The sequence below is a fragment of the Citrobacter sp. Cs237 genome (assembly GCF_030332325.1).
In the GTDB taxonomy this organism is placed as follows: Bacteria; Pseudomonadota; Gammaproteobacteria; order Enterobacterales; family Enterobacteriaceae; genus Citrobacter_A; species Citrobacter_A sedlakii.
In genome coordinates this window covers 206,254-229,987 of the sequence record NZ_JAOWIB010000106.1, presented here as the reverse complement: position 1 = coordinate 229,987, position 23,734 = coordinate 206,254, and the positions used below count along the sequence as shown (strand labels likewise).

The following is a 23,734-nucleotide window of genomic DNA, read 5'->3' as shown; positions in this document are numbered from 1 at the left end:
TCAGGATACTGGCGTGAATGCCGGTTCAGGTAAAACAATAGCCTGGAGGCTACCTTGCTAAACTCATTTAAACTTTCGCTACAATACATTCTGCCGAAACTATGGCTCACTCGCCTGGCGGGCTGGGGCGCGAGCAAACGAGCGGGATGGCTGACGAAGCTGGCTATCGATCTGGTCGTAAAGGTCTACAAGGTCGATATGAAAGAGGCGCAGAAGCCGGATACCGCAAGCTATCGCACTTTTAATGATTTCTTCGTGCGTCCGCTGCGGGACGAGGTGCGTCCGCTGAATACTGACCCGAACGTGCTGGTCATGCCAGCAGACGGGGTGATCAGCCAGTTAGGCAAGATTGAAGAAGATAAAATCCTGCAGGCCAAAGGCCATAACTACAGCCTGGAAGCCTTACTGGCGGGCAACTATCTGATGGCGGATCTGTTCCGCAACGGTTCGTTTGTCACCACCTACCTGTCGCCGCGCGATTACCACCGTGTGCACATGCCCTGTAACGGGATCCTGCGCGAGATGATCTACGTGCCGGGCGATCTGTTCTCGGTAAATCACCTGACCGCGCAAAACGTGCCGAATCTGTTCGCCCGAAATGAACGTGTTATCTGCCTGTTCGACACCGAATTTGGTCCAATGGCGCAAATTCTGGTGGGGGCTACGATCGTCGGCAGCATCGAAACCGTCTGGGCCGGAACGATCACTCCGCCGCGTGAAGGCGTGATTAAACGCTGGACCTGGCCTGCCGGAGAGAGCGAAGGTTCCGTGGCATTGCTGAAAGGCCAGGAGATGGGCCGCTTCAAGCTCGGCTCCACCGTCATCAACCTGTTTTCGCCAGGTAAAGTGAATCTGGTTGAATCGCTGGAAAGCCTGTCAGTGACTAAAATTGGTCAGCCGCTGGCAATCTCAACCGAGACGTTCGTGGCGCCCGTGGATGCTGAACCTGCCCCACTGCCGGAAGAAGAAATCAAAGCCGAACATGATGCCAGCCCGCTGGTAGACGACAAAAAAGACGAAACCTGAAACAGACACCCCATCATTCAGGAGCATTGACGCAACCTGAATGATGGCGTGGAGAGGAAACGCTGCTGTGCGCCTGATAATCACATTTCTGATGGCCTGGTGCCTCAGCCTGGGGGCATACGCCGCGACAGCCCCCGACGCCAAACACATTGCCCAGGAACTGGAGCAGGCGAAAGCGGCAAAACCCGCCCAACCGGAAGCCGTTGAGGCGCTGCAGGCGGCGTTGAATGCGCTTGAGGAGCGTAAAGGCTCCCTCGAGCGCGCTCAGCAGTATCAACAAGTCATTGATAATTTCCCCAAAATGTCCGCCTCGCTGCGGGCACAACTCACCAACCTGCGCGATGAACCCCGCACCGTTCCGCCTGGCTTGTCCACCGATGCGCTAAACCAGGAGATCCTCCAGGTCAGCAGCCAGTTGCTGGAGAAAAGCCGCCAGGCCCAGCAGGAACAGGAACGCGCGCGCGAAATCGCTGACTCATTGAGCCAGCTTCCGCAGCAGCAAACCGATGCCCGCCGCCAGCTTAACGAGATCGAACGCCGCATTGGCACGGCAACGGGTAATACGCCCGTCAGCCAGGCGCAAAATTACAGTATGCAGGCCGACTCAGCGCGGCTGAAGGCGCTGGTCGACGAACTGGAGCTGGCGCAGCTTTCCGCCAATAACCGTCAGGAGCTGGCGCGGTTGCGCGCGGAACTGGCGCAAAAGCAGAGCCAGCAGCTTGATGCTTATCTGCAGGCATTACGAAATCAACTTAACAGCCAGCGCCAGCGTGAAGCAGAACGCGCGCTGGAGAGCACCGAACTGCTGGCGGAAAACAGCGCGGATCTGCCGCCGGATATCGTTGCGCAATTTAAGGTGAACCGTGAGCTGTCTGCGGCGCTGAACCAGCAGGCGCAGCGGATGGATCTGGTCGCCTCTCAGCAGCGTCAGGCCGCCAGTCAGACTCAACAGGTTCGCCAGGCGTTGACGACGCTACGGGAACAGTCGCAGTGGCTCGGCTCTTCCAACCTGCTGGGCGAAGCCCTGCGCGCGCAGGTGGCGCGGCTGCCGGAGATGCCAAAGCCGCAGCAGTTGGATACCGAAATGGCGCAGCTGCGCGTTCAGCGTCTGCGCTACGAAGATCAGCTCAATAAACAGCCCCAGCTTCGCCAACTGCATCAGGCAGACGGACAGCCGCTTACCGCCGAACAAAATCGCATTCTGGAAGCCCAACTGCGAACCCAGCGCGAGCTGCTGAATTCGCTGCTCCAGGGCGGCGACACGCTGATACTCGAACTGACCAAGCTGAAGGTGTCCAATAGCCAGCTTGAAGACGCCCTGAAAGAGGTCAACGAGGCGACCCACCGCTATCTTTTCTGGACCTCCGACGTGCGCCCTCTGTCGTTCTCCTGGCCAATCGATATTGTCCAGGATCTGCGCCGTCTGATATCGCTCGACACCGTCAGCCAACTGGGCAAAGCCAGCCTGATGATGTTAACCAGCCGGGAAACGCTGTTACCGCTGTTCGGCGCGCTGATTCTGGTGGGCTTTAGCATTTATTCTCGTCGCCACTTTACCCGGTTTCTCGAACGTTCCGCCGCCAAAGTCGGCAAAGTGACCCAGGACCACTTCTGGCTGACGCTGCGCACCGTGTTCTGGTCGATCCTGGTGGCCTCGCCGTTGCCGGTGCTGTGGATGACGCTAGGCTACGGTCTGCGCGAAGCCTGGCCGTATCCGCTGGCGGTCGCGATAGGCGACGGCGTCACGGCGACGGTGCCGCTGCTGTGGGTCGTGATGATCTGCGCGACCTTTGCCCGCCCGAATGGTCTGTTTATCGCCCACTTTGGCTGGCCACGCCAGCGCGTCACGCGGGCGATGCGGTATTACCTGATGAGTATCGGTCTGATTGTGCCGCTGATTATGGCGCTGATCATGTTTGATAACCTGAATGACCGGGAATTTTCCGGCTCGTTGGGGCGCCTGTGCTTTATATTGATTTGCGGCGCGCTGGCGCTGGTGACGTTAAGTCTGAAAAAGGCCGGGATCCCGCTTTATCTCGATAAAGAAGGCAACGGCGACAATATGGTTAACAGTATGCTGTGGAACATGATGATCGGCGCGCCGCTGCTGGCGATTCTGGCGGCGGCGGTGGGCTATCTCGCCACCGCACAGGCGCTGCTGGCGCGGCTGGAAACCTCCGTCGCTATCTGGTTCCTGCTGCTGGTGATTTATCACGTCATTCGCCGCTGGATGCTGATCCAGCGGCGGAGGCTGGCCTTTGACCGCGCGAAGCACCGTCGGGCGGAAATGCTGGCGCAGCGTGCCCGTGGCGAAGAAGAACCGGCCCATTCCACCAGCCTTGAAGGCACCGTTGACATCGATGAAAGCGAAGTCGATCTCGATGCCATCAGTACCCAGTCATTACGTCTTGTGCGTTCTATCCTGATGCTGATCGCCCTGCTGTCGGTGATTGTATTGTGGTCGGAGATCCATTCCGCGTTCGGTTTCCTGGAAAATATCTCGCTCTGGGATGTCACCTCCACGGTGCAGGGCGTCGAAAGCCTCGAGCCGATCACGCTGGGCGCGGTGCTGATTGCGATTCTGGTGTTTATCATCACCACGCAGCTGGTGCGTAATCTTCCCGCACTGCTGGAGCTGGCGCTGTTACAGCATCTCGATCTGACGCCAGGCACCGGCTACGCCATTACCACCATAACCAAATACCTGCTGATGCTGATCGGCGGGTTGGTTGGCTTCTCGATGATTGGTATCGAATGGTCAAAACTGCAATGGCTGGTCGCGGCGCTCGGTGTGGGTCTTGGCTTTGGTTTGCAGGAGATCTTCGCAAACTTTATCTCGGGTCTGATTATCCTGTTTGAAAAGCCGATTCGTATTGGCGATACGGTGACGATCCGCGATCTGACCGGCAGCGTGACGAAGATTAACACCCGCGCGACCACCATCAGCGACTGGGATCGTAAAGAGATTATCGTGCCGAACAAAGCGTTTATTACTGAGCAGTTTATCAACTGGTCGCTGTCCGACTCGGTAACCCGCGTGGTGCTCACCGTTCCGGCGCCCTCTGACGCTAACAGCGAAGAGGTCACCCAGATCCTCTACACGGCGGCGGAGCGTTGTTCGCTGGTGATTGATAACCCGCCGCCGGAAGTCTTTCTGGTTGACCTGCAACAGGGGATTCAGATCTTTGAATTGCGCATCTATGCTGCGGAAATGGGACACCGAATGCCGCTACGCCATGAAATCCACCAGTTGATTCTGGCGGGCTTCCAGGAGCACGGTATAGATTTGCCGTTCCCACCGTTCCAGATGCGTCTGGAAAGTCTTAACGGCAAGAAAACGGCCAGAACGTTAACCTCAGCCGGACGCGGTAGCCGCCCGGCAGGAAGTTTGTAAAGCAGGTGTAGGCCTGATAAGGCGAAGCCGCCATCAGGTCTACAGCCGTTCTGTTTATTCCAACGCCCACTGCGGCTGATTTGCCATCCGGCGGCTATAGTTCTGATAAATCGTTATTGCCAGCAGTGAAAAGAATACCGGGCCGCCGGTCATCCACAGCGCGCTGTTCCAGTCTCCGGCCTCGATCACTGGCTGGACGATCGTGAAAACGTTGGCAAACGTCACCACCAGCACCACCACACCCGTCGCGGCCAGCGTCGATGCTCTGGTTTTGAAAATCACAAACGGTCTTTCCAGCTCAGTTCGCGCCTTAAAGAACGGGAACGCCAGCGCGAGGAACAGGTACGGCAGGGTCATTGAGACATTCGCCATTAGCGTCAGCTTGTTATAAAACGCCGAGGCGGTGTCGCCGCCAAACGAGACCAACAGAATAAACAGGCACACCAGCAGACACTGCATCCACATCGCCGTTGCCGGCATCCCGACGGCGTTGAGTCTTGTCATTGGCGCAGGCCATAACGCTTTCGGCGTTCCCTGAATGATCGCTTTCAACGGTGAATAACTCAGCGTGAAGAACGCGCCGGTGTAGGCGAGGAACATCGACAGACCGGTAATGCGCGCAAACCAGACGCCCAGGGTTATCGCTGCTTCCGGCGACAGATGTAACGCATTGCCCAGCGTCATCCCAAGGCTTTTCATCAGGATATAGGTAATATTTCCGAGGTTCACGGCGCTATTACTGAGTACCTGCTGCCAGTTGGCGCTAACACCCCATAAAAATATCGCCAGCGAATAGCCGACGGAAATAACCATCGCCGCAAATACGATGCCTTTCGCAAAGTTCTTTTCCGGTTTTTCGGTTTTATCCACCAGCCCGCCGACCGCTTCAATACCGCCATAGGCAAATATCGCGAACACCACAAATGACAGCATTGCCAGGCCAGACTGATAGCCCGTGTTCGGCGAGGCGGTGAAATTAATCTCCTCGGCGAAATGTCCGCCGTTTAATAACAGAATGGCGATGCTCACCAGCAGCAGGACCGCATTCAGGCACATCACCGCAATGCCGCCAACCGCCGTAACGCGAGCAATTTTATTAATCCCCCGCGCGGCCACGCCGGTGACCATAATCATCCACGCCACGGCAAGCAGCCCTACGACCTGCGTGGGTTCAAGCCCGCCGATGCGCCAGTGTTGGGTCATATCCGCGCCGAACACAAAGGTGGAAAATGGCACCCACACCTTCGCCGCAGTACTCACCATCCAGATGACGTAAGATGAAAACCACATGAACGTGCCAATAAAAGCATAGCGCGGTCCAACGCTGTTATTCATCCAGGAATAGATTCCGCCCTCCTCTTTTCGGTAAGCGGAACCCATTTCAGCCATCATTAATGCAAATGGAATAAAGAATAATAATGCAGAAAATATATACCATGGGATTGCGCTATAACCCATTAAGTAAAAAGCGGAAGGGCTATTTGCAAATCCAAAAACGGAAGTAAAAATCATCAGGATGAGACCTGTCAGGCTCATCTTTTTTATTGTCTGGCTCATGAAACCATCCCTCACTCTGAGCGCGTTGAGTAAACCGCGCTCACTGAATCGTACCGCTCTCTATTGCGGAGAGCGGCAAGTGAAATCAACACAGGATTGATACCTGAATGGTAACAAATTACCAGCATTTAAATGTGGCTTTTAGAGGGAAATTGAAAATTTGTGCTACAAAATGGCGCGCATAACACCATTTTGTAGGGAAAACGAGAACACTATGCGCGGTCGACGGTAAAGGCAATCACTTCTGCAAGGCTTTCTGCCCCCAGCGCCAGCATCACCAGGCGATCCACACCCAACGCGACGCCGGAACAGTCCGGCATCCCAACTTTGAGCGCGTCGAGCAGGTTATTGTCGATCGGCTGCTGGGGTAAGCCACGGGCGGCACGCTTACGGTTATCCTGTTCAAAACGCTGCTGCTGTTCGCGCGCGTCCGTCAGTTCGTGGAAACCATTCGCCAGTTCAATACCTTTGTAGTAGACCTCAAAGCGTTCCGCCACGCGGTGATCTTCCGTGCTGATTTGCGCCAGCGATGCCTGGCTTGCCGGAAAATGGTACACAAACGTCGGCTTTTCCTTACCGATGTGCGGCTCGACGCCCATTGTGAACAACAGTTGCAACAGCGTATCGCGATCCTCTTCGGTATCGGCAATATTGCTCAGGTCCAGCTTCGCTGCGACTTCTCGCAGTTGCGTCTTATCCGCGGAGAGCGGATCGATCTCCAGATGACGCAGGAATGCCTGCTGATAAGAAAGGCTCTCCGCCGCCGGGCATTCCAGCACCTGTTGCAGCAGATCGTCCACTTCGTTCATCAGCCGGTACATGTCGTAATGGGGACGGTACCACTCCAGCATGGTGAATTCCGGGTTGTGATGGCGCCCCATCTCTTCATTACGGAAGCTACGACAAAGCTGGAAGACCGGACCACAACCTGCCACCAGCAGACGTTTCATGTGGTATTCCGGACTGGTCATTAAATAGAGGTTCATCCCCTGGGAGTGACCGGGGCCGACGAAACGCGTCTCGAACGGGAACAGATGAATGTCTGTGACCGTCGCCTGGCTCATGCAGGGCGTCTCTACCTCCAGCACGCCGCGATCGGCGAAAAAACGACGAATTTCCGTCATAATTGCCGCGCGTTTTAACAGGTTAGGTATGGACGCGCTCGGCTGCCAGGTTGCCGTTTCGCTCATGGTTCTTTCTCCAGTTTAAGACAAGGGCACGAAGTCTACTCGTAACGCGCCAATGAAACAAATTTTGCGCAGGAATAATAAAGCGGGGCTACCGGGTTAAAAAAGCGTACAACGATGGTTTAGTAATTAAATTAATCAAATTCAATGATAATTCCCCCCTCTGACGCGCTAAAAAAATCGAACACGTCAAATTTCGTGCACATCGCAATGACTATACTGTTGTACCTATAAAGGAGCAGTGGAAACGCATTCACGTCCCGTATGATTCAGGGTCTTTATCTGAAAATGCGAGGTCGTGAAATTACAACAATCTGGAGGAATGTCGTGCAAACCTTTCAAGCCGATCTTGCCATTATAGGCGCCGGTGGCGCGGGATTACGTGCTGCAATTGCTGCCGCGCAGGCAAATCCTAACGCAAAAATCGCACTGATCTCAAAAGTGTACCCCATGCGCAGCCACACCGTTGCTGCCGAAGGGGGCTCAGCCGCAGTCGCCCAGGATCATGACAGCTTCGACTATCATTTTCATGATACCGTAGCGGGCGGAGACTGGCTGTGTGAACAGGATGTCGTGGACTACTTTGTCCATCACTGTCCGACCGAAATGACCCAACTGGAGCAATGGGGCTGCCCATGGAGCCGTCGTCCGGACGGTAGCGTCAACGTCCGTCGCTTTGGCGGGATGAAAATCGAGCGTACCTGGTTTGCCGCGGATAAAACCGGCTTCCATATGCTGCACACCCTGTTCCAGACCTCCCTGCAGTTCCCACAAATCCAACGTTTTGACGAACATTTTGTTCTGGATATCCTGGTTGATGAGGGACACGCTCGCGGCCTGGTCGCGATGAACATGATGGAAGGCACATTAGTGCAGATCCGCGCAAACGCGGTGGTGATGGCGACCGGCGGCGCAGGCCGTGTGTATCGTTACAACACCAACGGCGGCATCGTGACCGGCGACGGCATGGGCATGGCGCTGAGCCACGGCGTTCCGCTGCGTGATATGGAATTCGTTCAGTATCACCCGACCGGTCTGCCAGGTTCCGGTATTCTGATGACCGAAGGTTGCCGTGGTGAAGGCGGTATCCTGGTCAACAAAAACGGCTACCGCTATCTGCAGGACTACGGTATGGGTCCGGAAACCCCGCTGGGCGAGCCGAAAAACAAATACATGGAACTGGGCCCGCGCGACAAAGTTTCTCAGGCCTTCTGGCACGAATGGCGTAAAGGCAACACCATTTCAACCCCGCGCGGCGATGTGGTTCACCTCGACCTGCGTCATCTGGGCGAGAAGAAACTGCTCGAACGTCTGCCGTTTATCTGCGAACTGGCGAAAGCCTACGTGGGCGTCGATCCAGTGAAAGAGCCGATTCCGGTTCGTCCAACCGCGCACTACACCATGGGCGGTATCGAAACCGATCAGAACTGCGAAACCCGCATTAAAGGTCTGTTTGCCGTCGGCGAATGTTCTTCCGTTGGTCTGCACGGCGCTAACCGCCTGGGCTCTAACTCGCTGGCTGAGCTGGTGGTCTTTGGTCGTCTGGCGGGCGAGCAGGCGATGGAGCGCGCGTCGACCGCAGACACCGCTAATGACGCCGCGCTGAACGCACAGGTTGCGGACGTTGAAAAACGCCTGAAAGACCTGGTTAACCAGGAAGGCAATGAAAACTGGGCGAAGATCCGCGACGAAATGGGTCTGTCTATGGAAGAAGGTTGCGGCATCTACCGTACGCCGGAACTGATGCAGAAAACCGTGGACAAGCTGGCCGAGTTGCAGGAACGCTTCAAACGCGTGCGCATTACCGACAACTCCAGCGTGTTCAACACCGACCTGCTTTACACGATCGAACTGGGTCACGGTCTGAACGTGGCAGAATGTATGGCGCACTCCGCGCTGGCACGTAAGGAATCACGCGGCGCGCACCAGCGTCTGGATGAAGGCTGCACCGAGCGTGACGACGTCAACTTCCTCAAACATACTCTCGCCTTCCGCGATGCTGATGGCACGACTCGCCTTGATTATAGCGACGTGAAAATCACCACGCTGCCGCCTGCGAAACGCGTTTACGGTGCGGAAGCGGAAGCAGCCGATAAGAAGGAGAAGGCGTAATGGCTGAGATGAAAAACCTGAAAGTTGAGGTGGTGCGCTACAACCCTGAAACCGACACCGCGCCGCACAGTGCTTTCTACGAAGTGCCCTATGATGAAACCACCTCACTGCTGGATGCGCTGGGCTATATCAAAGATAACCTGGCGCCGGACCTGAGCTACCGCTGGTCCTGCCGTATGGCGATCTGCGGTTCCTGCGGCATGATGGTGAACAACGTACCGAAACTGGCGTGCAAAACCTTCCTGCGTGATTACACCAACGGCATCAAGGTGGAAGCGCTGGGCAACTTCCCGATCGAACGCGATCTGGTCGTCGACATGACGCACTTTATTGAAAGTCTGGAGGCGATCAAGCCGTACATCATCGGCAATCCGCGCACCACGGATCAAGGACCGAACGTCCAGACCCCGGCACAGATGGCGAAGTATCACCAGTTCTCTGGTTGCATCAACTGTGGTCTGTGCTATGCCGCCTGCCCGCAGTTCGGCCTGAACCCTGAGTTCATCGGTCCGGCGGCGATTACGCTGGCGCATCGTTACAACGAAGACAGCCGCGACCACGGTAAGAAGGAGCGTATGGCGCAGTTGAACAGTCAGAATGGCGTATGGAGCTGTACTTTTGTGGGCTATTGCTCTGAAGTCTGCCCGAAACACGTCGATCCGGCTGCGGCCATTCAGCAGGGTAAAGTGGAAAGCTCGAAAGACTTTCTTATCGCCACCCTGAAACCACGCTAAGGAGTGCAACATGACGACTAAACGCAAACCCTATGTGCGGCCGATGACGTCCACCTGGTGGAAAAAACTGCCGTTTTATCGCTTTTACATGCTGCGCGAAGGCACCGCCGTTCCGGCAGTGTGGTTCAGTATTGAGCTGATTTTCGGTCTGTTCGCGCTCAAGCATGGCGTGGAATCCTGGGCAGGCTTCGTAGGCTTCCTGCAAAACCCGGTGGTGGTGATCCTCAACCTGATCGCCCTGGCGGCAGCGCTGCTGCACACCAAAACCTGGTTTGAGCTGGCGCCGAAAGCCGCCAACATTATCGTAAAAGATGAAAAAATGGGGCCAGAGCCGATCATTAAAGGTCTCTGGGTGGTTACTGCGGTCGTGACCGTAGTCATACTGTTTGTTGCCCTGTTCTGGTAAGGAGTCCGGGATGATTAATCCAAACCCAAAACGTTCTGACGAACCGGTATTCTGGGGTCTGTTTGGCGCAGGCGGTATGTGGAGCGCGATCATCGCGCCGGTAATGGTTCTGCTGGTGGGTATTTTGCTGCCGCTGGGTCTGTTCCCGGGCGATGCCCTGAGCTTTGAGCGCGTACTGGCGTTTGCCCAGAGCTTCATTGGTCGTGCGTTTCTGTTCCTGATGATCGTCCTGCCGCTGTGGTGTGGTTTACACCGCATGCACCATGCAATGCATGATCTGAAAATCCACGTGCCGGCTGGCAAGTGGGTCTTCTACGGTCTGGCGGCTATTCTGACGGTTGTCACCGCTATCGGGATTGTCAGCATCTAAATCCTCTGCCCTCTTGTCAGCCTGATAAGAGGGCAATTTTTTCTCCCTTCTGCCGCTATTTTCCCGCCAGGTTCTACACTTAAGTAAAAACCGCTTAAGGAAGACCTATGCGCCTGCTCCCCGTCGTTGCCGCTGTCACCGCGGCTTTCCTGGTCGTCTCCTGCAGTAATCCAACACCACCACGCGGCGTCACGGTGGTCACAAACTTCGACGCGAAACGTTACCTCGGCAGTTGGTATGAGATAGCTCGTTTCGATCACCGCTTTGAACGTGGGCTGGAAAAAGTGACGGCAACCTACAGTCAGCGCGACGACGGCGGTCTTAATGTCGTCAATAAAGGCTATAACCCGGACAGAGGCCGATGGCAGCAGACGGAAGGAAAAGCCTATTTTACTGGCGATCCCAGCCGTGCGGCGCTGAAAGTCTCTTTCTTCGGACCGTTCTACGGCGGGTATAACGTTATCGCGCTCGACAGAGAGTATCGCCACGCGCTGGTTTGCGGTCCGGATCGCGACTACCTGTGGATACTCTCACGCACCCCGACCATTTCCGATGAAATGAAGCAGCAGATGCTGGCCGTCGCGACCCGGCAAGGTTTTGATGTCAGTAAATTAATTTGGGTGAAGCAACCCGGCGCTTAATGGGTGCTCAGCTTCAGGCCAATAATCCCAACGACTATCAGCGCCAGGCTGGCGAGACGCATCGGGTTGGCTGACTCTCCCAGCAGCACAATACCGGTAATGGCGGCCCCGACGGCGCCGATTCCGGTCCACACGGCATAGGCGGTACCGACGGGCAGCGTTTTCATCGCCCAGGCGAGAAGCGCCATACTGACAATCATCGCGGCGATGGTGATGACGCTCGGCGTCAGGCGACTAAATCCGTGAGTGTATTTCAGGCCAACCGCCCAAACCACTTCAAGCAGACCCGCTATTAACAAGATTATCCAGGACATATCAGGCTCCGTAGAAATGGGGCCGTCCCCGATGAAAGACGCGTTTGCAGGTCGTCCTGCAACGCGATGAGTAGAAAAATAATTCTGCCTGAGCGGGGATAAATTTCAACTTTTTTCTCTTTTGCCCGCTAAAGCGTCGAATTAGGCGCATTTCGAAGCGCATTTTACGCATTCAGCACTGATCGGACTTCTCTATGATGGGACGCTTTCTGAAGTCAGGAAGCCACTAGCCTTACTTCTGAATGCGAAAACGTTATGTTGAAAATACTCGTGATTGACCGTTGCCACTTTACCCGTTCCGGGATCGAGGCGTGGCTTAATCGTTCTGAACTCTTTAATCATTCATTTCTGGTCTCCGGGCTTAACAACCTGCTGTTGGTGAAGGAGCATATCCAGCAGTGGAAACCGCACCTGGTGATCGCCGATCTTTATGGCTTTCTGAATGATGCGCGTTCTGTTCAGTACATTGCGCCGTTTGTTCTCGCCTGCGGTAGCAGCCCACTCATTTTGCTGGAGTCTGGCGGTCTGGCGGAAACCCAGCGCTACCCGGTTTATGCCGCGTTGTCGAAGCAGGTTGCTCTGCCGGAACTGGCGGAAAATATTCACAATGCGTTGCTCAGCGGTTCCGTCGCAGAAGCGCCTGGCAATGCTTCGCCCTTGCTGACGCCGCAGGAAGAAAAGGTACTGACGATGTGGATGGAAGGGGCAAGTAATAACGCCATCGCCTGTGCGCTCAGCATTCACGCAAAGACGGTCTATACCTATAAGCGCAATATCCGTATGAAGCTACACATGGACAATCGCTTTTCACCTTTTCTGGCGCTTTCCGAAATGAAAAGTTAACGGCACGACAGGGTTGCCGTACCGTTTATGCTGTTACTGCTGAGCTCTTGTCGCCGCGCCGGAAATAGCATCGCCGCCGTCAGAAATATCCTGACCAACGCCTCGCGTGGTATTACAGGCAGTCAACACGGAGGAAAGCACTAACACTGAAAAGATCGCTGCAATTGTTTTCTTAACCATAACGTCTTCCTTTTCTAGCCAATGTTATTTGAGTATTGCTACTTAATCATAGACAAGATCCGGAAAAATGACGGAACAGAGACAATTTTTAGGAAGACGAGAAAAAATTAGCTGGCGGCGTTCGAAATGGAGTTGCCGAGATGTTTCATGTCCTCACCAAAGCCCCGTGCGGTATTGCAGCCCGCCAGCAACGATGTGGTGAGAAGAATCAGTGTTACAAGACCGAGAAGACGTTTCATCATTCCTGCCCTGGAAAAACAGTGGTGCAGCGAAAGGGCTGCACCAAATTTATGCTGATCCACACCATCCGTCAGGATGAGATGGATTATTTAACGCGGGAAACGTATTCGCCTGAACGCGTATCCACTTTGATCACTTCGCCAATCTGAACGAACAGCGGAACTTTAACCACTGCGCCAGTGGACAGCGTTGCCGGCTTGCCGCCAGTCCCTGCGGTATCGCCTTTCAGACCCGGGTCGGTATCAACGATTTCCAGCTCAACGAAGTTCGGCGGCGTGACGGAGATCGGCTGGCCGTTCCACAGGGTTACGATGCACTCAGCCTGGTCCAGCAGCCATTTCGCGTTGTCGCCGATCGCTTTCGCATCAGCAGACAGTTGCTCAAAGGTTTCGTTGTTCATGAAGTGCCAGAACTCACCGTCGGTGTACAGGTAAGTCAGGTTCATATCGACTACGTCAGCGCCTTCTGCGGAGTCAGTAGATTTGAAGGTTTTCTCTACGCGAGTACCGGTCAGCAGGCGGCGCAGCTTAACGCGAGCAAAAGCCTGACCTTTACCTGGTTTAACGAATTCGCTGGCTTCAACCGCATAAGGTTCGCCGTCCAACATGATTTTAAGACCAGCGCGAAAATCGTTGCTATAGTACGTTGCCATAAGGCCCTCTGAAAATTGTTAACTGGTAGCTAAGCCACAAAATGGCGCATATTGTAACCCTAAATACCCCATCCAGAGAAGATTGGTTATCGCAACTTGCCGATGTTGTGACCGATCCCGATGAGCTCCTGCGTCTTTTAAACATAGAGGCAGACGAAAACCTGTTAGCCGGGCGTGACGCCAGACGTCTGTTCGCCCTGCGCGTGCCGCGGGCGTTTATCGCGCGCATGGAGAAAGGTAACCCTGACGATCCGCTTTTACGTCAGGTACTTACTTCGCAAGAGGAGTTTATCGCCGCGCCCGGTTTTTCCACCGATCCGCTCGATGAGCAGCACAGCGTGGTGCCCGGACTGCTGCATAAATACCACAACCGGGCGCTGCTTTTAGTGAAAGGCGGCTGCGCGGTAAATTGTCGTTATTGCTTCCGCCGTCACTTTCCTTATGCGGAAAATCAGGGCAATAAACGCAACTGGCAGGCCGCGCTGGACTATATCAGCGCCCATCCGGAGCTGGATGAGATCATTTTTTCCGGCGGCGATCCGCTGATGGCAAAAGACCACGAGCTGGACTGGCTGCTCACCCAACTGGAGGCCATCCGACACGTAAAGCGTCTGCGCATACACAGTCGCTTGCCGATTGTTATTCCAGCGCGCATCACGGAGGGATTGGTGGCCCGCTTCGCGCACTCTTCTCTCCAGATCCTGCTGGTGAACCATATCAACCACGCCAATGAAATCGACGCCAGTTTTCGGGACGCTATGGCGAAATTGCGCACGGCTGGCGTCACGCTGCTTAACCAGAGCGTCCTGCTGCGCGGCGTAAATGACAACGCCCGGACGCTTGCCGCTCTCAGCAACGCCCTGTTCGACGCGGGCGTGATGCCCTATTACCTGCACGTACTGGATAAAGTGCAGGGCGCAGCGCATTTCATGGTCACCGATGACGAAGCGCGCCAGATTATGCGCGAACTGTTAACGCTGGTGTCGGGTTATCTGGTGCCTAAACTGGCGCGGGAAATTGGCGGCGAGCCCAGTAAAACACCGCTCGACTTACAGCTACGTCAGCAATAAGCCACAAAAGGTGTCCGGTTCCGGACACCTCCATTTAAATTACCCGCTTTCCCGCTCTACATTATGTTACTTTAACGATAACTGTCGCATTATATATTTAAAAAACATATATATAGCTCGTAACTAATGATTTAATTAATAATTGGTTAGGGAGAACCTTGATGGCTATGAGTATCAAAGGCATTAATACAGGTGTTATTCGCAAATCGAATGAATTTATGGCGCTGGCGCTGAAAATAAAAGAGCCAAGAAATAAAGAATCACTGTTCTTTTTGACTGCGCTGGAGTTAAGGGATCTGCTGATCGCGCTGGAAAGCCGCCTCCATGAAAAGCAGCAATTAAATGCGGAACAGCGGCAGTACTATGAGAAAGCGCGCGATAAGGTCAGTAAAAAGCTGTTGGATAACACCCCGTCCATGGTGGAAGACGAACTTAAACACGCCGATGTCAACCGGCGCATTGTTTCTGTCACCTTATCCGAGGCAAATAGCGAGGACTTACTGTTCGTCTGCCAACTTCACGACGGCAGTCGCTGTGAATTGATAATTAACGAGCTGCAGATTGAAATGCTGGTCCAGGCGATAGTTCGGGCGTTGAGTAATGCCGGTATGCGTGAACTGGCGCTGCGGATTTCTTCTCTTCTCGACTTCCTGCCGTTATATGACGCCGACTGCAAGAGCAATGATAATCTGGAATATGACGCCTACGCGCAACCGGACTGGAAACACGCGCTTTTCAGCCACTATGTCGCGGTGCTTTACCGTTATACCGATGAAACCGGAAAAGAGCAGCACAGCGGCGTTGTGGTAAAAACCCGCTCGCCTTCCGGTAATAAAGAGGTGGAGTCGATTTCACGTCGGCTGCTCGAATTTAGTCCGAGACTGAAAAAGCTGGCAGGAAAGCCGTGTCAGGTATTCGCCAGAACGCTGGCCGCAGGGAAAACGCAGAAGCTCACTCAGGAACAGTGCCTGCGCGCGTTGCACCACTTACGCGTGCAGGCGGTTAAGGCCCCGCGGAATGCCTGATGGCGCTGCGTTTATCAGGCCTACAGGAGCCGTAGGCCGGATAAGTCGCGTCACGTCGCCATCCGGCAAGGAGAGTGCGATTAATTAGGGCACTTATAAACTTGTCCCGTCATTTCACTGGCGGTCGGGACAAAACTGGATAACATCCCCTGTGATGGGCTGCTTACGCCGTAAAGCACATTGCCGCCCATTGCCGCAGCCTGGTTACGCAGATCGTTTGCCGCGCCGCGCATAGAACCGCCTTCCTCGCCATGCTGACCAGAAAGCCAGTTGCTTTGCTTACCGGTTGCCGTACCAATCAGTTGGCACTCCGCGCCTGGCTTTTCTTCCATGAAGCGAACGCTTTGACCGGCAGCGCTCAGTTCGTTGCTGGAGCTACAACCCGCCATCAGTAGCGCGGCACCGACGATCCCTGCTAAATATTTCACGTGCATGTTATTCCCCATAATCAATGAGCTGGACTCGTTGTCCGTAGTTGAATCTTATACTAAAAAGATGACTAAAAGAAAAACCCCCGGACATTTCTGCCCGGGGGTTTCTCATTTTTCGCAATATGTTCGTTATGTGTATTTAATCGATATTTCACGTCGCAGGCAGGCGGCAAGTTCTTTTATCCCCAGAAGCTTACATCAGTAAGCTCCTGGGCAGAGAAACGCTACCAACGTACCTGCGGCGGGAAGTATGAGGATTAAATTACATCATGCCGCCCATACCACCCATGCCGCCCATGCCGCCAGCAGCACCTAAGTCAGGCGCATCGCTTTTCGGCAGGTCAGTCACCATGCACTCGGTGGTGATCATCAGGCCAGCCACAGAAGCCGCGTACTGCAGTGCAGAACGGGTTACTTTGGTCGGATCCAGGATACCCATGTCGATCATGTTGCCGTATTCTTCAGTTGCCGCGTTGTAACCGTAGTTGCCGTCGCCGCTCTTCACGGTGTTAGCCACAACAGACGGTTCTTCGCCGCAGTTCAGCACGATCTGACGCAGAGGCGCTTCCATTGCGCGCAGCGCAACTTTAATACCGACGTTCTGATCTTCGTTCTGACCTTTCAGCTCGGCGATTTTGCTTGCCACGCGAATCAGCGCAACACCACCACCGGCAACCACGCCTTCTTCTACCGCAGCACGGGTCGCGTGCAGGGCATCTTCAACGCGCGCTTTTTTCTCTTTCATTTCAACTTCGGTCGCCGCGCCAACTTTGATCACTGCCACGCCGCCTGCCAGTTTCGCTACGCGCTCCTGCAGTTTTTCACGATCGTAGTCAGAAGTGGCTTCTTCGATCTGCTGACGAATCTGCGTCACACGACCCTGAATTGCCGCTTCTTCACCCACGCCATCGATGATGGTGGTGGTGTCTTTATTGATCACAACGCGTTTTGCCTGGCCCAGGTCTTCCAGGGTGGCTTTTTCCAGTTCCATACCGATCTCTTCAGAGATAACGGTACCGCCGGTCAGGGTTGCGATATCCTGCAGCATCGCTTTACGACGGTCGCCGAAGCCAGGCGCTTTAACCGCAGCCACTTTCACGATGCCGCGCATGGTGTTAACCACCAGGGTCGCCAGCGCTTCGCCTTCCACATCTTCCGCAATGATCAGCAGCGGTTTGCCTGCTTTCGCAACGGCTTCCAGAACCGGCAGCATTTCACGGATGTTGGAGATTTTCTTGTCAGCCAGCAGGATGAACGGGCTTTCCAGTTCTACTGCGCCAGTTTCCGGCTTGTTGATGAAGTATGGAGACAGGTAGCCGCGGTCGAACTGCATACCTTCAACCACATCCAGTTCGTCCTGCAGACCGGTACCGTCTTCAACGGTGATCACGCCTTCTTTGCCGACTTTGTCCATCGCTTCCGCGATCAGTTTACCCACGGTTTCGTCGGAGTTCGCGGAGATGGTCCCTACCTGAGCAATCGCTTTGGAGTCAGAGCACGGTACGGACAGCGCTTTCAGTTCTTCAACCGCCGCAGCGACAGCTTTGTCGATACCACGTTTCAGATCCATCGGGTTCATGCCCGCAGCAACGGCTTTCAGACCTTCAGTAATGATGGACTGAGCCAGTACGGTTGCAGTGGTCGTACCGTCGCCCGCAGCGTCGTTCGCTTTAGAGGCCACTTCTTTTACCATCTGCGCGCCCATGTTTTCGAACTTGTCTTCCAGTTCGATTTCACGTGCTACGGATACGCCATCTTTAGTGATGGTCGGGGCACCGAAGGATTTGTCCAGGACAACGTTGCGGCCTTTCGGTCCGAGGGTCACTTTCACTGCGTCTGCCAGTACGTTTACGCCGCGCAGCATTTTCACACGAGCGTCGTTACCGAATTTTACGTCTTTAGCTGCCATGTTCTTATTTCCTCAAATTCGTACAGTTTCGTGCGTTAATTACGCTTCAACAATTGCCAGAATGTCGCTTTCAGACATGATCAACACTTCTTCATTGTCGATCTTCTCAGACTTCACACCGTAACCATCGTTGAAAATCACGATGTCGCCGACTTTCACGTCCAGCGGTTGAACGGTACCGTTATCCAGGATGCGGCCCTTACCGACAGCGATGATCTCGCCACGTGTTGATTTACCCGCTGCAGAACCGGTAAGTACGATGCCGCCAGCTGATTTGGATTCAACTTCTTTACGCTTGACGATCACACGATCATGTAACGGACGAATACTCATTGATAGCTCTCCTTTGAGAAGGTCTTTATCAGTTATGGGTGACGCCGGCCCGTAAAGGTTCCCCGGCTAGTGACCAGAGAGATGGGGATGGGGTTTTACCCCTTCAAGGGGTAACGCAAAAAAAAATTATCTTCAGCGAAAAATCCTGTAAAAACACGGCTTACCTCACATTTCTCGTCTATTTAATCGCCTGCGTCATAAGCAAATCCGATTGTGATACCATCGAAAATCTGCGCAGTTGCCTGACACCAGGCGCAACCGGATAACTTCTCATGAGTGGACTGAAACAAGAGCTGGGACTGGCTCAGGGCATCGGCCTGTTGTCGACATCGTTATTAGGCACCGGCGTCTTCGCCGTTCCGGCGCTGGCGGCGCTGGTTGCAGGCAACAATAGCCTGTGGGCCTGGCCAATTTTGATCGTTTTAGTGTTTCCCATCGCGATTGTCTTTGCACTGTTGGGCCGTCACTACCCCAGCGCGGGCGGCGTCGCTCATTTCGTCGGCATGGCGTTTGGTCCACATCTGGAACGCGTCACCGGTTGGCTGTTTTTATCCGTGATCCCCGTGGGGCTCCCCGCCGCCCTGCATATCGCCGCCGGATTTGGCCAGGCGATGTTTGGCTGGCACGGCTGGCAGCTTTTGCTCGCGGAACTGGGCACGCTGGCGCTGGTGTGGTACATCGGTTCGCGCGGCGCCAGCTCCAGCGCCAATCTGCAATCGGTAATTGCCGGGCTTATCGTCGCGCTGATTGTCGCTATCTGGTGGGCAGGCGACCTGAAACCGGCGGAAATCCCCTTCCCTGCCCCTGGCGAAATAGAGATGTCAGGATTGTTTTCCGCGCTGTCGGTGATGTTCTGGTGTTTTGTGGGTCTGGAAGCGTTCGCTCATCTCGCCTCTGAATTTAAAAAACCGGAACGCGATTTCCCCCGCGCGCTGATGATTGGCCTGCTGCTGGCGGGCTCCGTCTACTGGGGCTGCACCGTTGTGGTACTGCATTTTGGCGCCTATGGCGAGACGATGGCGGCCGCAGCATCGCTGCCTGACATCGTGGTGCGGCTGTTTGGCGTGCAGGCGCTGTGGGTGGCTTGCGTCATTGGATATCTGGCCTGCTTTGCCAGCCTCAATATTTATATCCAGAGCTTTGCCCGCCTGGTGTGGTCCCAGGCGCAATATAAACCCGATCATTATCTGGCCCGCCTCTCGCCACGCCATATTCCGCGTAATGCATTGAATGCCGTGTTGGGTTGTTGTGTAGTCAGCACACTGTGTATTTACGCGCTGGAGATCAATCTTGATGCGCTGATCGTCTACGCCAACGGCATCTTTATCATGATTTATCTGCTGTGCATGCTGGCCGGATGCCGTCTGCTGAAAGGTCGCTACCGCGCGCTGGCGGTGGTTGGCGGGGCATTGTGTTTGCTGTTGCTGGCGATGGTGGGCTGGAAAAGCCTGTACGCGCTGGTGATGCTGGCCGGACTATGGCTGTTTTTGCCGAAACGGAAAAAAGTGGAAAGTCGGTTGTAGTTCGAGTGGCCCGGCCGACGCGCAGCGTTCCGGGCCTGCGCAGTCACAAAGCAATCAATCGCGGCGATCGTCTTTATGTTCGATACGGTCACGCTCTTCATCTTTACGCTGAAACTCGCCGTCAAACGTCTCGCCGCCGCCCGTTCCGGCGCTAAATCCACCGCCCGGCATTCGGGAAAAACGCAAATGCGGCAGCAGCTTCATCGTCAGATGCTTTTGCACAGGGGGTAATAAAAGAAGCAGGCCGAGGAAGTCGGTAAAAAAGCCAGGCAACAACAGCAGCAGACCGGCAATGATCAGCGACACGCTCTTGATCATCTCCGCCGCCGGGCTCTCACCCGCCGCCATTTTCTGCTGCATCAGCATAAAATTCTTAAATCCCTGGTTACGCACCAGCGACATCCCAATCACCGACGTGAAGATGACGAGGATCAGGGTCATCAGCACGCCCAAAACATGGGCGACCTGAATAAAGATAGAAATCTCAATATAAACATAGAGAAAGACAGCAAGTAACGGTATCCAGCGCAAGGGGTTCTCCTGTGGCAGACCGCCGTTTCACCCACGTCGGCCTGAAATTGGTTGCGATTCGCATTAGTCAGTTGTTGGGGTAGTTCGCAAAATTTCAAGCTGTTTGTACACTTATTTTTGGAGTTAATCCTGAAGCGGTGACATATTTCACAAAATAATAATTAAGGGGTAATTAGTACCACTTAAAGTGATCCAGATTACGGCACAATTCCTGCAGCAGCATATGATCTCGTATACCAGACTGACGGAGGGGATAATCGTCGGTCAAGAAACAATCGAAACCACATATGTTCTGTGTGTTTAGTGCATTCATTGGCAGCTTTAAAAAAGAAGGTTCACATGTTAAACAACATTCGTATCGAAGAAGATCTGTTGGGTACCAGGGAAGTTCCAGCTGAAGCCTACTATGGTGTTCACACTCTGAGAGCGATTGAAAACTTCTACATTAGCAACAGCAAAATCAGCGATATCCCTGAGTTTGTGCGCGGAATGGTAATGGTGAAGAAGGCCGCGGCTCTGGCGAACAAAGAGCTGCAAACCATTCCTAAGAGTGTGGCGAATGCAATCATCGCCGCATGTGATGAAGTCCTGAATAACGGCAAATGCATGGACCAGTTCCCGGTAGATGTCTACCAGGGCGGTGCGGGCACTTCCGTTAACATGAACACCAACGAAGTGCTGGCCAATATCGGGCTGGAGCTGATGGGTCACCAGAAAGGTGAATATCAGTACCTGAACCCGAACGACCACGTGAACAAATGTCAGTCTACTAACGACGCCTACCCAACCGGTTTCCGCATCGCGGTTTACGCCTCTATCGTTAAACTGATCGACGCCATTAACCAGCTGCGTGAAGGCTTTGAACGTAAAGCTGTCGAATTCCAGGACATCCTGAAAATGGGTCGTACCCAGTTGCAGGATGCGGTGCCAATGACGCTGGGTCAGGAATTCCGCGCGTTCAGCGTCCTGCTGAAAGAAGAAGTGAAAAACATCGAGCGTACCGCCGAGCTGCTGCTGGAAGTTAACCTTGGCGCAACGGCTATCGGTACCGGTCTGAATACCCCGAAAGAATACTCCCCGCTGGCTGTCCAGAAACTGGCGGAAGTAACAGGTTTCGCCTGCGTTCCGGCTGAAGACCTGATCGAAGCGACCTCTGACTGCGGCGCTTATGTCATGGTGCACAGCGCGCTGAAACGCCTTGCCGTGAAGATGTCCAAAATCTGTAACGACCTGCGTCTGCTCTCCTCTGGCCCACGTGCCGGCCTGAACGAGATCAACCTGCCGGAACTGCAAGCGGGCTCTTCCATCATGCCAGCCAAAGTGAACCCGGTTGTGCCAGAAGTCGTAAACCAGGTGTGCTTCAAAGTTATTGGTAACGACACCACTGTTACCATGGCGTCTGAAGCGGGTCAGTTGCAGCTGAACGTGATGGAGCCCGTTATTGGTCAGGCGATGTTCGAATCTATCCACATTCTGAGCAACGCTTGCTATAACCTGCTGGAAAAATGCGTTAACGGTATCACCGCTAACAAAGACGTGTGCGAAGGGTACGTCTTCAACTCTATCGGTATCGTCACCTACCTCAACCCGTTCATCGGCCACCACAACGGCGACATCGTTGGTAAGATTTGCGCCGAAACCGGTAAGAGCGTCCGTGAAGTGGTGCTGGAGCGTGGTCTGTTGACTGAAGCAGAGCTAGACGATATTTTCTCCGCACAAAACCTGATGCACCCTGCTTACAAAGCAAAACGCTATACTGATGAAAGCGAACAGTAATCATACAGGGTAGTACCAAAGAGGGCACGTCAGATGACGTGCCCTTTTTCATATAAGAAGTTACCAAATAACAACAATTTAATATCAACTTGTTAAACAACAAGGAAGGCTAATATGATAGTTGTCGAACTTATCATTGTTTTGCTGGCAATCTTTTTGGGCGCCAGACTAGGGGGCATCGGTATTGGATTTGCAGGTGGGCTGGGTGTTCTGGTTCTTGCCGCTATCGGCGTGAAACCCGGTAATATCCCGTTCGATGTCATTTCCATCATCATGGCGGTTATCGCTGCCATCTCCGCAATGCAGGTCGCGGGCGGTCTTGACTATCTGGTTAACCAGACGGAAAAGCTGCTGCGCCGTAATCCAAAATACATCACGATCCTCGCACCGATCGTCACTTACTTTTTGACTATTTTCGCAGGCACCGGGAACATCTCTCTGGCAACGCTGCCGGTTATCGCTGAAGTGGCTAAGGAACAAGGCATCAAGCCTTGTCGTCCTCTGTCCACCGCAGTGGTTTCCGCACAGATTGCGATTACCGCATCGCCCATCTCAGCAGCGGTGGTGTATATGTCTTCTGTGATGGAAGGTCATGGCATTAGCTACATCCACCTGCTGTCCGTGGTCATTCCGTCCACGCTGCTGGCGGTTCTGGTGATGTCCTTCCTGGTCACCATGCTGTTCAACTCAAAACTCTCTGACGATCCGGTATACCGTAAACGTCTGGAAGAAGGTCTGATTGAACTGCGCGGTGAGAAGCAGATTGACATCAAACCAATGGCGAAAAGCTCCGTCTGGCTGTTCCTGCTGGGCGTGGTGTGCGTGGTGGTTTACGCGATTATCAACAGCCCAAGCCTCGGTCTGGTTGAGAAGCCGCTGATGAACACCACTAATGCTATCCTGATCATCATGCTGAGCGTCGCGACGCTGACCACCATTCTGTGCAAAGTGGAAACTGACGCTATCCTCAACTCCAGTACTTTCAAAGCCGGTATGAGCGCCTGTATTTGTATCCTGGGCGTGGCATGGCTGGGTGACACTTTCGTGTCTCACAACATCGACTGGATCAAAGATACTGCGGGTGAAGTGATTCAGGGCCATCCGTGGCTGCTGGCGGTGATCTTCTTCTTTGCTTCTGCGCTGCTTTACTCTCAGGCGGCAACCGCAAAAGCACTGATGCCGATGGCGCTGGCGCTGAACGTTTCTCCGCTGACGGCGGTCGCATCGTTTGCCGCGGTTTCTGGTCTGTTCATTCTGCCGACCTATCCGACGCTGGTCGCGGCGGTACAAATGGACGACACCGGCACCACGCGTATCGGTAAGTTTGTCTTCAACCACCCGTTCTTCATCCCTGGTACGCTGGGTGTGGTTCTGGCGGTCTGCTTCGGCTTCCTGCTGGGCAGCTTCATGCTGTAAGTATGACCCACGGGGCGTATTCACGCCCCGTTTTTCCCCTCCCTTTGTCTAACATCCTTCCGCC

General features: G+C 54.2%; 23 protein-coding genes. 13 read left to right on the top strand and 10 right to left on the bottom strand.

Annotated features, from left to right (window positions below):
• Positions 1-54: 54 nt before the first annotated feature.
• A complete protein-coding gene (gene asd / locus OGY07_RS14480) occupies positions 55-1,026 on the top strand; it encodes an archaetidylserine decarboxylase (protein ID WP_286601358.1) in 972 nt (323 codons plus the stop codon).
• A 67-nt stretch (positions 1,027-1,093) separates the two neighbouring features.
• A complete protein-coding gene (gene mscM, locus OGY07_RS14475) occupies positions 1,094-4,420 on the top strand; it encodes a miniconductance mechanosensitive channel MscM (RefSeq protein ID WP_199956983.1) in 3,327 nt (1,108 codons plus the stop codon).
• A 54-nt stretch (positions 4,421-4,474) separates the two neighbouring features.
• On the opposite strand, the gene yjeM is transcribed toward mscM, so the two are convergent.
• A complete protein-coding gene (yjeM, locus tag OGY07_RS14470) occupies positions 4,475-5,977 on the bottom strand; it encodes a glutamate/gamma-aminobutyrate family transporter YjeM (protein WP_211934900.1) in 1,503 nt (500 codons plus the stop codon).
• Between the two features lie 212 nt (positions 5,978-6,189).
• Entirely contained in the window at positions 6,190-7,167 is a 978-nt protein-coding gene (epmA, locus tag OGY07_RS14465) for an elongation factor P--(R)-beta-lysine ligase (protein WP_042289625.1), read from the bottom strand.
• Positions 7,168-7,491: 324 nt separating this feature from the next.
• Between epmA and frdA the strand changes: the two genes are divergently transcribed.
• From frdA to OGY07_RS14440, 5 genes are all read left to right on the top strand, one after another.
• Entirely contained in the window at positions 7,492-9,276 is a 1,785-nt protein-coding gene (frdA, locus tag OGY07_RS14460; protein WP_042289775.1) for a fumarate reductase (quinol) flavoprotein subunit, read from the top strand.
• Complete coding sequence (frdB, locus tag OGY07_RS14455) at positions 9,276-10,010, top strand: fumarate reductase iron-sulfur protein (protein ID WP_042289627.1); 735 nt, start codon at positions 9,276-9,278, stop codon at positions 10,008-10,010. The genes frdA and frdB overlap by 1 nt, the downstream gene beginning before the upstream one ends.
• A gap of 10 nt (positions 10,011-10,020) precedes the next feature.
• Positions 10,021-10,416 carry a fumarate reductase subunit FrdC gene (gene frdC, locus OGY07_RS14450; RefSeq protein ID WP_042289631.1) on the top strand — a complete coding sequence of 132 codons (396 nt, stop codon included), beginning with the start codon at positions 10,021-10,023 and terminating at the stop codon, positions 10,414-10,416.
• Positions 10,417-10,426: 10 nt separating this feature from the next.
• Complete coding sequence (gene frdD / locus OGY07_RS14445; RefSeq protein WP_042289633.1) at positions 10,427-10,786, top strand: fumarate reductase subunit FrdD; 360 nt, start codon at positions 10,427-10,429, stop codon at positions 10,784-10,786.
• Positions 10,787-10,893: 107 nt separating this feature from the next.
• On the top strand, positions 10,894-11,427 hold the full coding sequence (locus OGY07_RS14440; protein WP_042289635.1) for a lipocalin family protein: 534 nt from the start codon (positions 10,894-10,896) through the stop codon (positions 11,425-11,427).
• Here the strand turns inward: OGY07_RS14440 and sugE are convergent.
• Positions 11,424-11,741: a quaternary ammonium compound efflux SMR transporter SugE gene (gene sugE / locus OGY07_RS14435; protein ID WP_042289637.1), complete on the bottom strand. Its 318-nt coding sequence runs from the start codon at positions 11,739-11,741 to the stop codon at positions 11,424-11,426. The genes OGY07_RS14440 and sugE overlap by 4 nt on opposite strands.
• Before the next feature lie 255 nt (positions 11,742-11,996).
• Here sugE and OGY07_RS14430 point away from each other — a divergent pair, with 255 nt between their 5' ends.
• On the top strand, positions 11,997-12,584 hold the full coding sequence (locus OGY07_RS14430; RefSeq protein ID WP_181822141.1) for a LuxR C-terminal-related transcriptional regulator: 588 nt from the start codon (positions 11,997-11,999) through the stop codon (positions 12,582-12,584).
• Positions 12,585-12,617: 33 nt separating this feature from the next.
• Here OGY07_RS14430 and ecnB read toward each other — a convergent pair whose 3' ends face one another.
• From ecnB to efp, 3 genes are all read right to left on the bottom strand, one after another.
• Positions 12,618-12,764 (bottom strand): lipoprotein toxin entericidin B, encoded by a 147-nt coding sequence (gene ecnB, locus OGY07_RS14425; protein WP_042289642.1) that lies wholly within the window; start codon positions 12,762-12,764, stop codon positions 12,618-12,620.
• A gap of 107 nt (positions 12,765-12,871) precedes the next feature.
• Positions 12,872-13,006 (bottom strand): entericidin A/B family lipoprotein, encoded by a 135-nt coding sequence (locus OGY07_RS14420; protein ID WP_060570444.1) that lies wholly within the window; start codon positions 13,004-13,006, stop codon positions 12,872-12,874.
• Between the two features lie 83 nt (positions 13,007-13,089).
• Positions 13,090-13,656: an elongation factor P gene (gene efp, locus OGY07_RS14415; RefSeq protein WP_042289645.1), complete on the bottom strand. Its 567-nt coding sequence runs from the start codon at positions 13,654-13,656 to the stop codon at positions 13,090-13,092.
• Positions 13,657-13,697: 41 nt separating this feature from the next.
• Here efp and epmB point away from each other — a divergent pair, with 41 nt between their 5' ends.
• Complete coding sequence (gene epmB / locus OGY07_RS14410) at positions 13,698-14,726, top strand: EF-P beta-lysylation protein EpmB (protein ID WP_042289648.1); 1,029 nt, start codon at positions 13,698-13,700, stop codon at positions 14,724-14,726.
• Between the two features lie 161 nt (positions 14,727-14,887).
• Complete coding sequence (gene yjeJ, locus OGY07_RS14405; RefSeq protein ID WP_211934904.1) at positions 14,888-15,751, top strand: YjeJ family protein; 864 nt, start codon at positions 14,888-14,890, stop codon at positions 15,749-15,751.
• Between the two features lie 80 nt (positions 15,752-15,831).
• Here the strand turns inward: yjeJ and OGY07_RS14400 are convergent, their stop codons facing one another.
• The 3 genes from OGY07_RS14400 to OGY07_RS14390 all read right to left on the bottom strand — a co-directional run bounded on the left by OGY07_RS14400 (position 15,832) and on the right by OGY07_RS14390 (position 18,424).
• Complete coding sequence (locus OGY07_RS14400) at positions 15,832-16,185, bottom strand: DUF4156 domain-containing protein (protein WP_042289653.1); 354 nt, start codon at positions 16,183-16,185, stop codon at positions 15,832-15,834.
• 259 nt (positions 16,186-16,444) lie between these two features.
• Positions 16,445-18,091, bottom strand: a complete 1,647-nt coding sequence (gene groL, locus OGY07_RS14395; RefSeq protein ID WP_042289655.1) for a chaperonin GroEL — start codon at positions 18,089-18,091, stop codon at positions 16,445-16,447.
• Between the two features lie 39 nt (positions 18,092-18,130).
• On the bottom strand, positions 18,131-18,424 hold the full coding sequence (locus OGY07_RS14390) for a co-chaperone GroES (protein WP_000027827.1): 294 nt from the start codon (positions 18,422-18,424) through the stop codon (positions 18,131-18,133).
• A gap of 272 nt (positions 18,425-18,696) precedes the next feature.
• On the opposite strand from OGY07_RS14390, the gene yjeH reads away from it, so the two are divergent.
• Positions 18,697-19,947 (top strand): L-methionine/branched-chain amino acid transporter, encoded by a 1,251-nt coding sequence (yjeH, locus tag OGY07_RS14385; RefSeq protein WP_181822144.1) that lies wholly within the window; start codon positions 18,697-18,699, stop codon positions 19,945-19,947.
• A gap of 54 nt (positions 19,948-20,001) precedes the next feature.
• On the opposite strand, the gene OGY07_RS14380 is transcribed toward yjeH, so the two are convergent.
• Positions 20,002-20,478, bottom strand: coding sequence for an FxsA family protein (locus tag OGY07_RS14380; protein WP_042289660.1), 477 nt, complete (start codon positions 20,476-20,478; stop codon positions 20,002-20,004).
• Positions 20,479-20,817: 339 nt separating this feature from the next.
• Here OGY07_RS14380 and aspA point away from each other — a divergent pair, with 339 nt between their 5' ends.
• Complete coding sequence (gene aspA / locus OGY07_RS14375; protein ID WP_042289667.1) at positions 20,818-22,254, top strand: aspartate ammonia-lyase; 1,437 nt, start codon at positions 20,818-20,820, stop codon at positions 22,252-22,254.
• Positions 22,255-22,368: 114 nt separating this feature from the next.
• Complete coding sequence (dcuA, locus tag OGY07_RS14370; RefSeq protein WP_042289670.1) at positions 22,369-23,670, top strand: anaerobic C4-dicarboxylate transporter DcuA; 1,302 nt, start codon at positions 22,369-22,371, stop codon at positions 23,668-23,670.
• Positions 23,671-23,734: the final 64 nt, after the last annotated feature.

What these genes read in the sequence shown, in the direction of transcription:
- efp (WP_042289645.1), bottom strand. Translation starts at nt 13,656, where the DNA reads ATGGCAACGTACTATAGCAACGATTTTCGCGCTGGTCTTAAAATCATG.
- yjeJ (WP_211934904.1), top strand. Translation starts at nt 14,888, where the DNA reads ATGGCTATGAGTATCAAAGGCATTAATACAGGTGTTATTCGCAAATCG.
- epmA (WP_042289625.1), bottom strand. Translation starts at nt 7,167, where the DNA reads ATGAGCGAAACGGCAACCTGGCAGCCGAGCGCGTCCATACCTAACCTG.
- OGY07_RS14420 (WP_060570444.1), bottom strand. Translation starts at nt 13,006, where the DNA reads ATGATGAAACGTCTTCTCGGTCTTGTAACACTGATTCTTCTCACCACA.
- yjeH (WP_181822144.1), top strand. Translation starts at nt 18,697, where the DNA reads ATGAGTGGACTGAAACAAGAGCTGGGACTGGCTCAGGGCATCGGCCTG.
- frdB (WP_042289627.1), top strand. Translation starts at nt 9,276, where the DNA reads ATGGCTGAGATGAAAAACCTGAAAGTTGAGGTGGTGCGCTACAACCCT.
- dcuA (WP_042289670.1), top strand. Translation starts at nt 22,369, where the DNA reads ATGATAGTTGTCGAACTTATCATTGTTTTGCTGGCAATCTTTTTGGGC.
- yjeM (WP_211934900.1), bottom strand. Translation starts at nt 5,977, where the DNA reads ATGAGCCAGACAATAAAAAAGATGAGCCTGACAGGTCTCATCCTGATG.
- ecnB (WP_042289642.1), bottom strand. Translation starts at nt 12,764, where the DNA reads ATGGTTAAGAAAACAATTGCAGCGATCTTTTCAGTGTTAGTGCTTTCC.
- sugE (WP_042289637.1), bottom strand. Translation starts at nt 11,741, where the DNA reads ATGTCCTGGATAATCTTGTTAATAGCGGGTCTGCTTGAAGTGGTTTGG.
- aspA (WP_042289667.1), top strand. Translation starts at nt 20,818, where the DNA reads ATGTTAAACAACATTCGTATCGAAGAAGATCTGTTGGGTACCAGGGAA.
- epmB (WP_042289648.1), top strand. Translation starts at nt 13,698, where the DNA reads ATGGCGCATATTGTAACCCTAAATACCCCATCCAGAGAAGATTGGTTA.
- groL (WP_042289655.1), bottom strand. Translation starts at nt 18,091, where the DNA reads ATGGCAGCTAAAGACGTAAAATTCGGTAACGACGCTCGTGTGAAAATG.
- frdD (WP_042289633.1), top strand. Translation starts at nt 10,427, where the DNA reads ATGATTAATCCAAACCCAAAACGTTCTGACGAACCGGTATTCTGGGGT.
- OGY07_RS14390 (WP_000027827.1), bottom strand. Translation starts at nt 18,424, where the DNA reads ATGAGTATTCGTCCGTTACATGATCGTGTGATCGTCAAGCGTAAAGAA.
- OGY07_RS14430 (WP_181822141.1), top strand. Translation starts at nt 11,997, where the DNA reads ATGTTGAAAATACTCGTGATTGACCGTTGCCACTTTACCCGTTCCGGG.
- OGY07_RS14440 (WP_042289635.1), top strand. Translation starts at nt 10,894, where the DNA reads ATGCGCCTGCTCCCCGTCGTTGCCGCTGTCACCGCGGCTTTCCTGGTC.
- frdC (WP_042289631.1), top strand. Translation starts at nt 10,021, where the DNA reads ATGACGACTAAACGCAAACCCTATGTGCGGCCGATGACGTCCACCTGG.
- OGY07_RS14400 (WP_042289653.1), bottom strand. Translation starts at nt 16,185, where the DNA reads ATGCACGTGAAATATTTAGCAGGGATCGTCGGTGCCGCGCTACTGATG.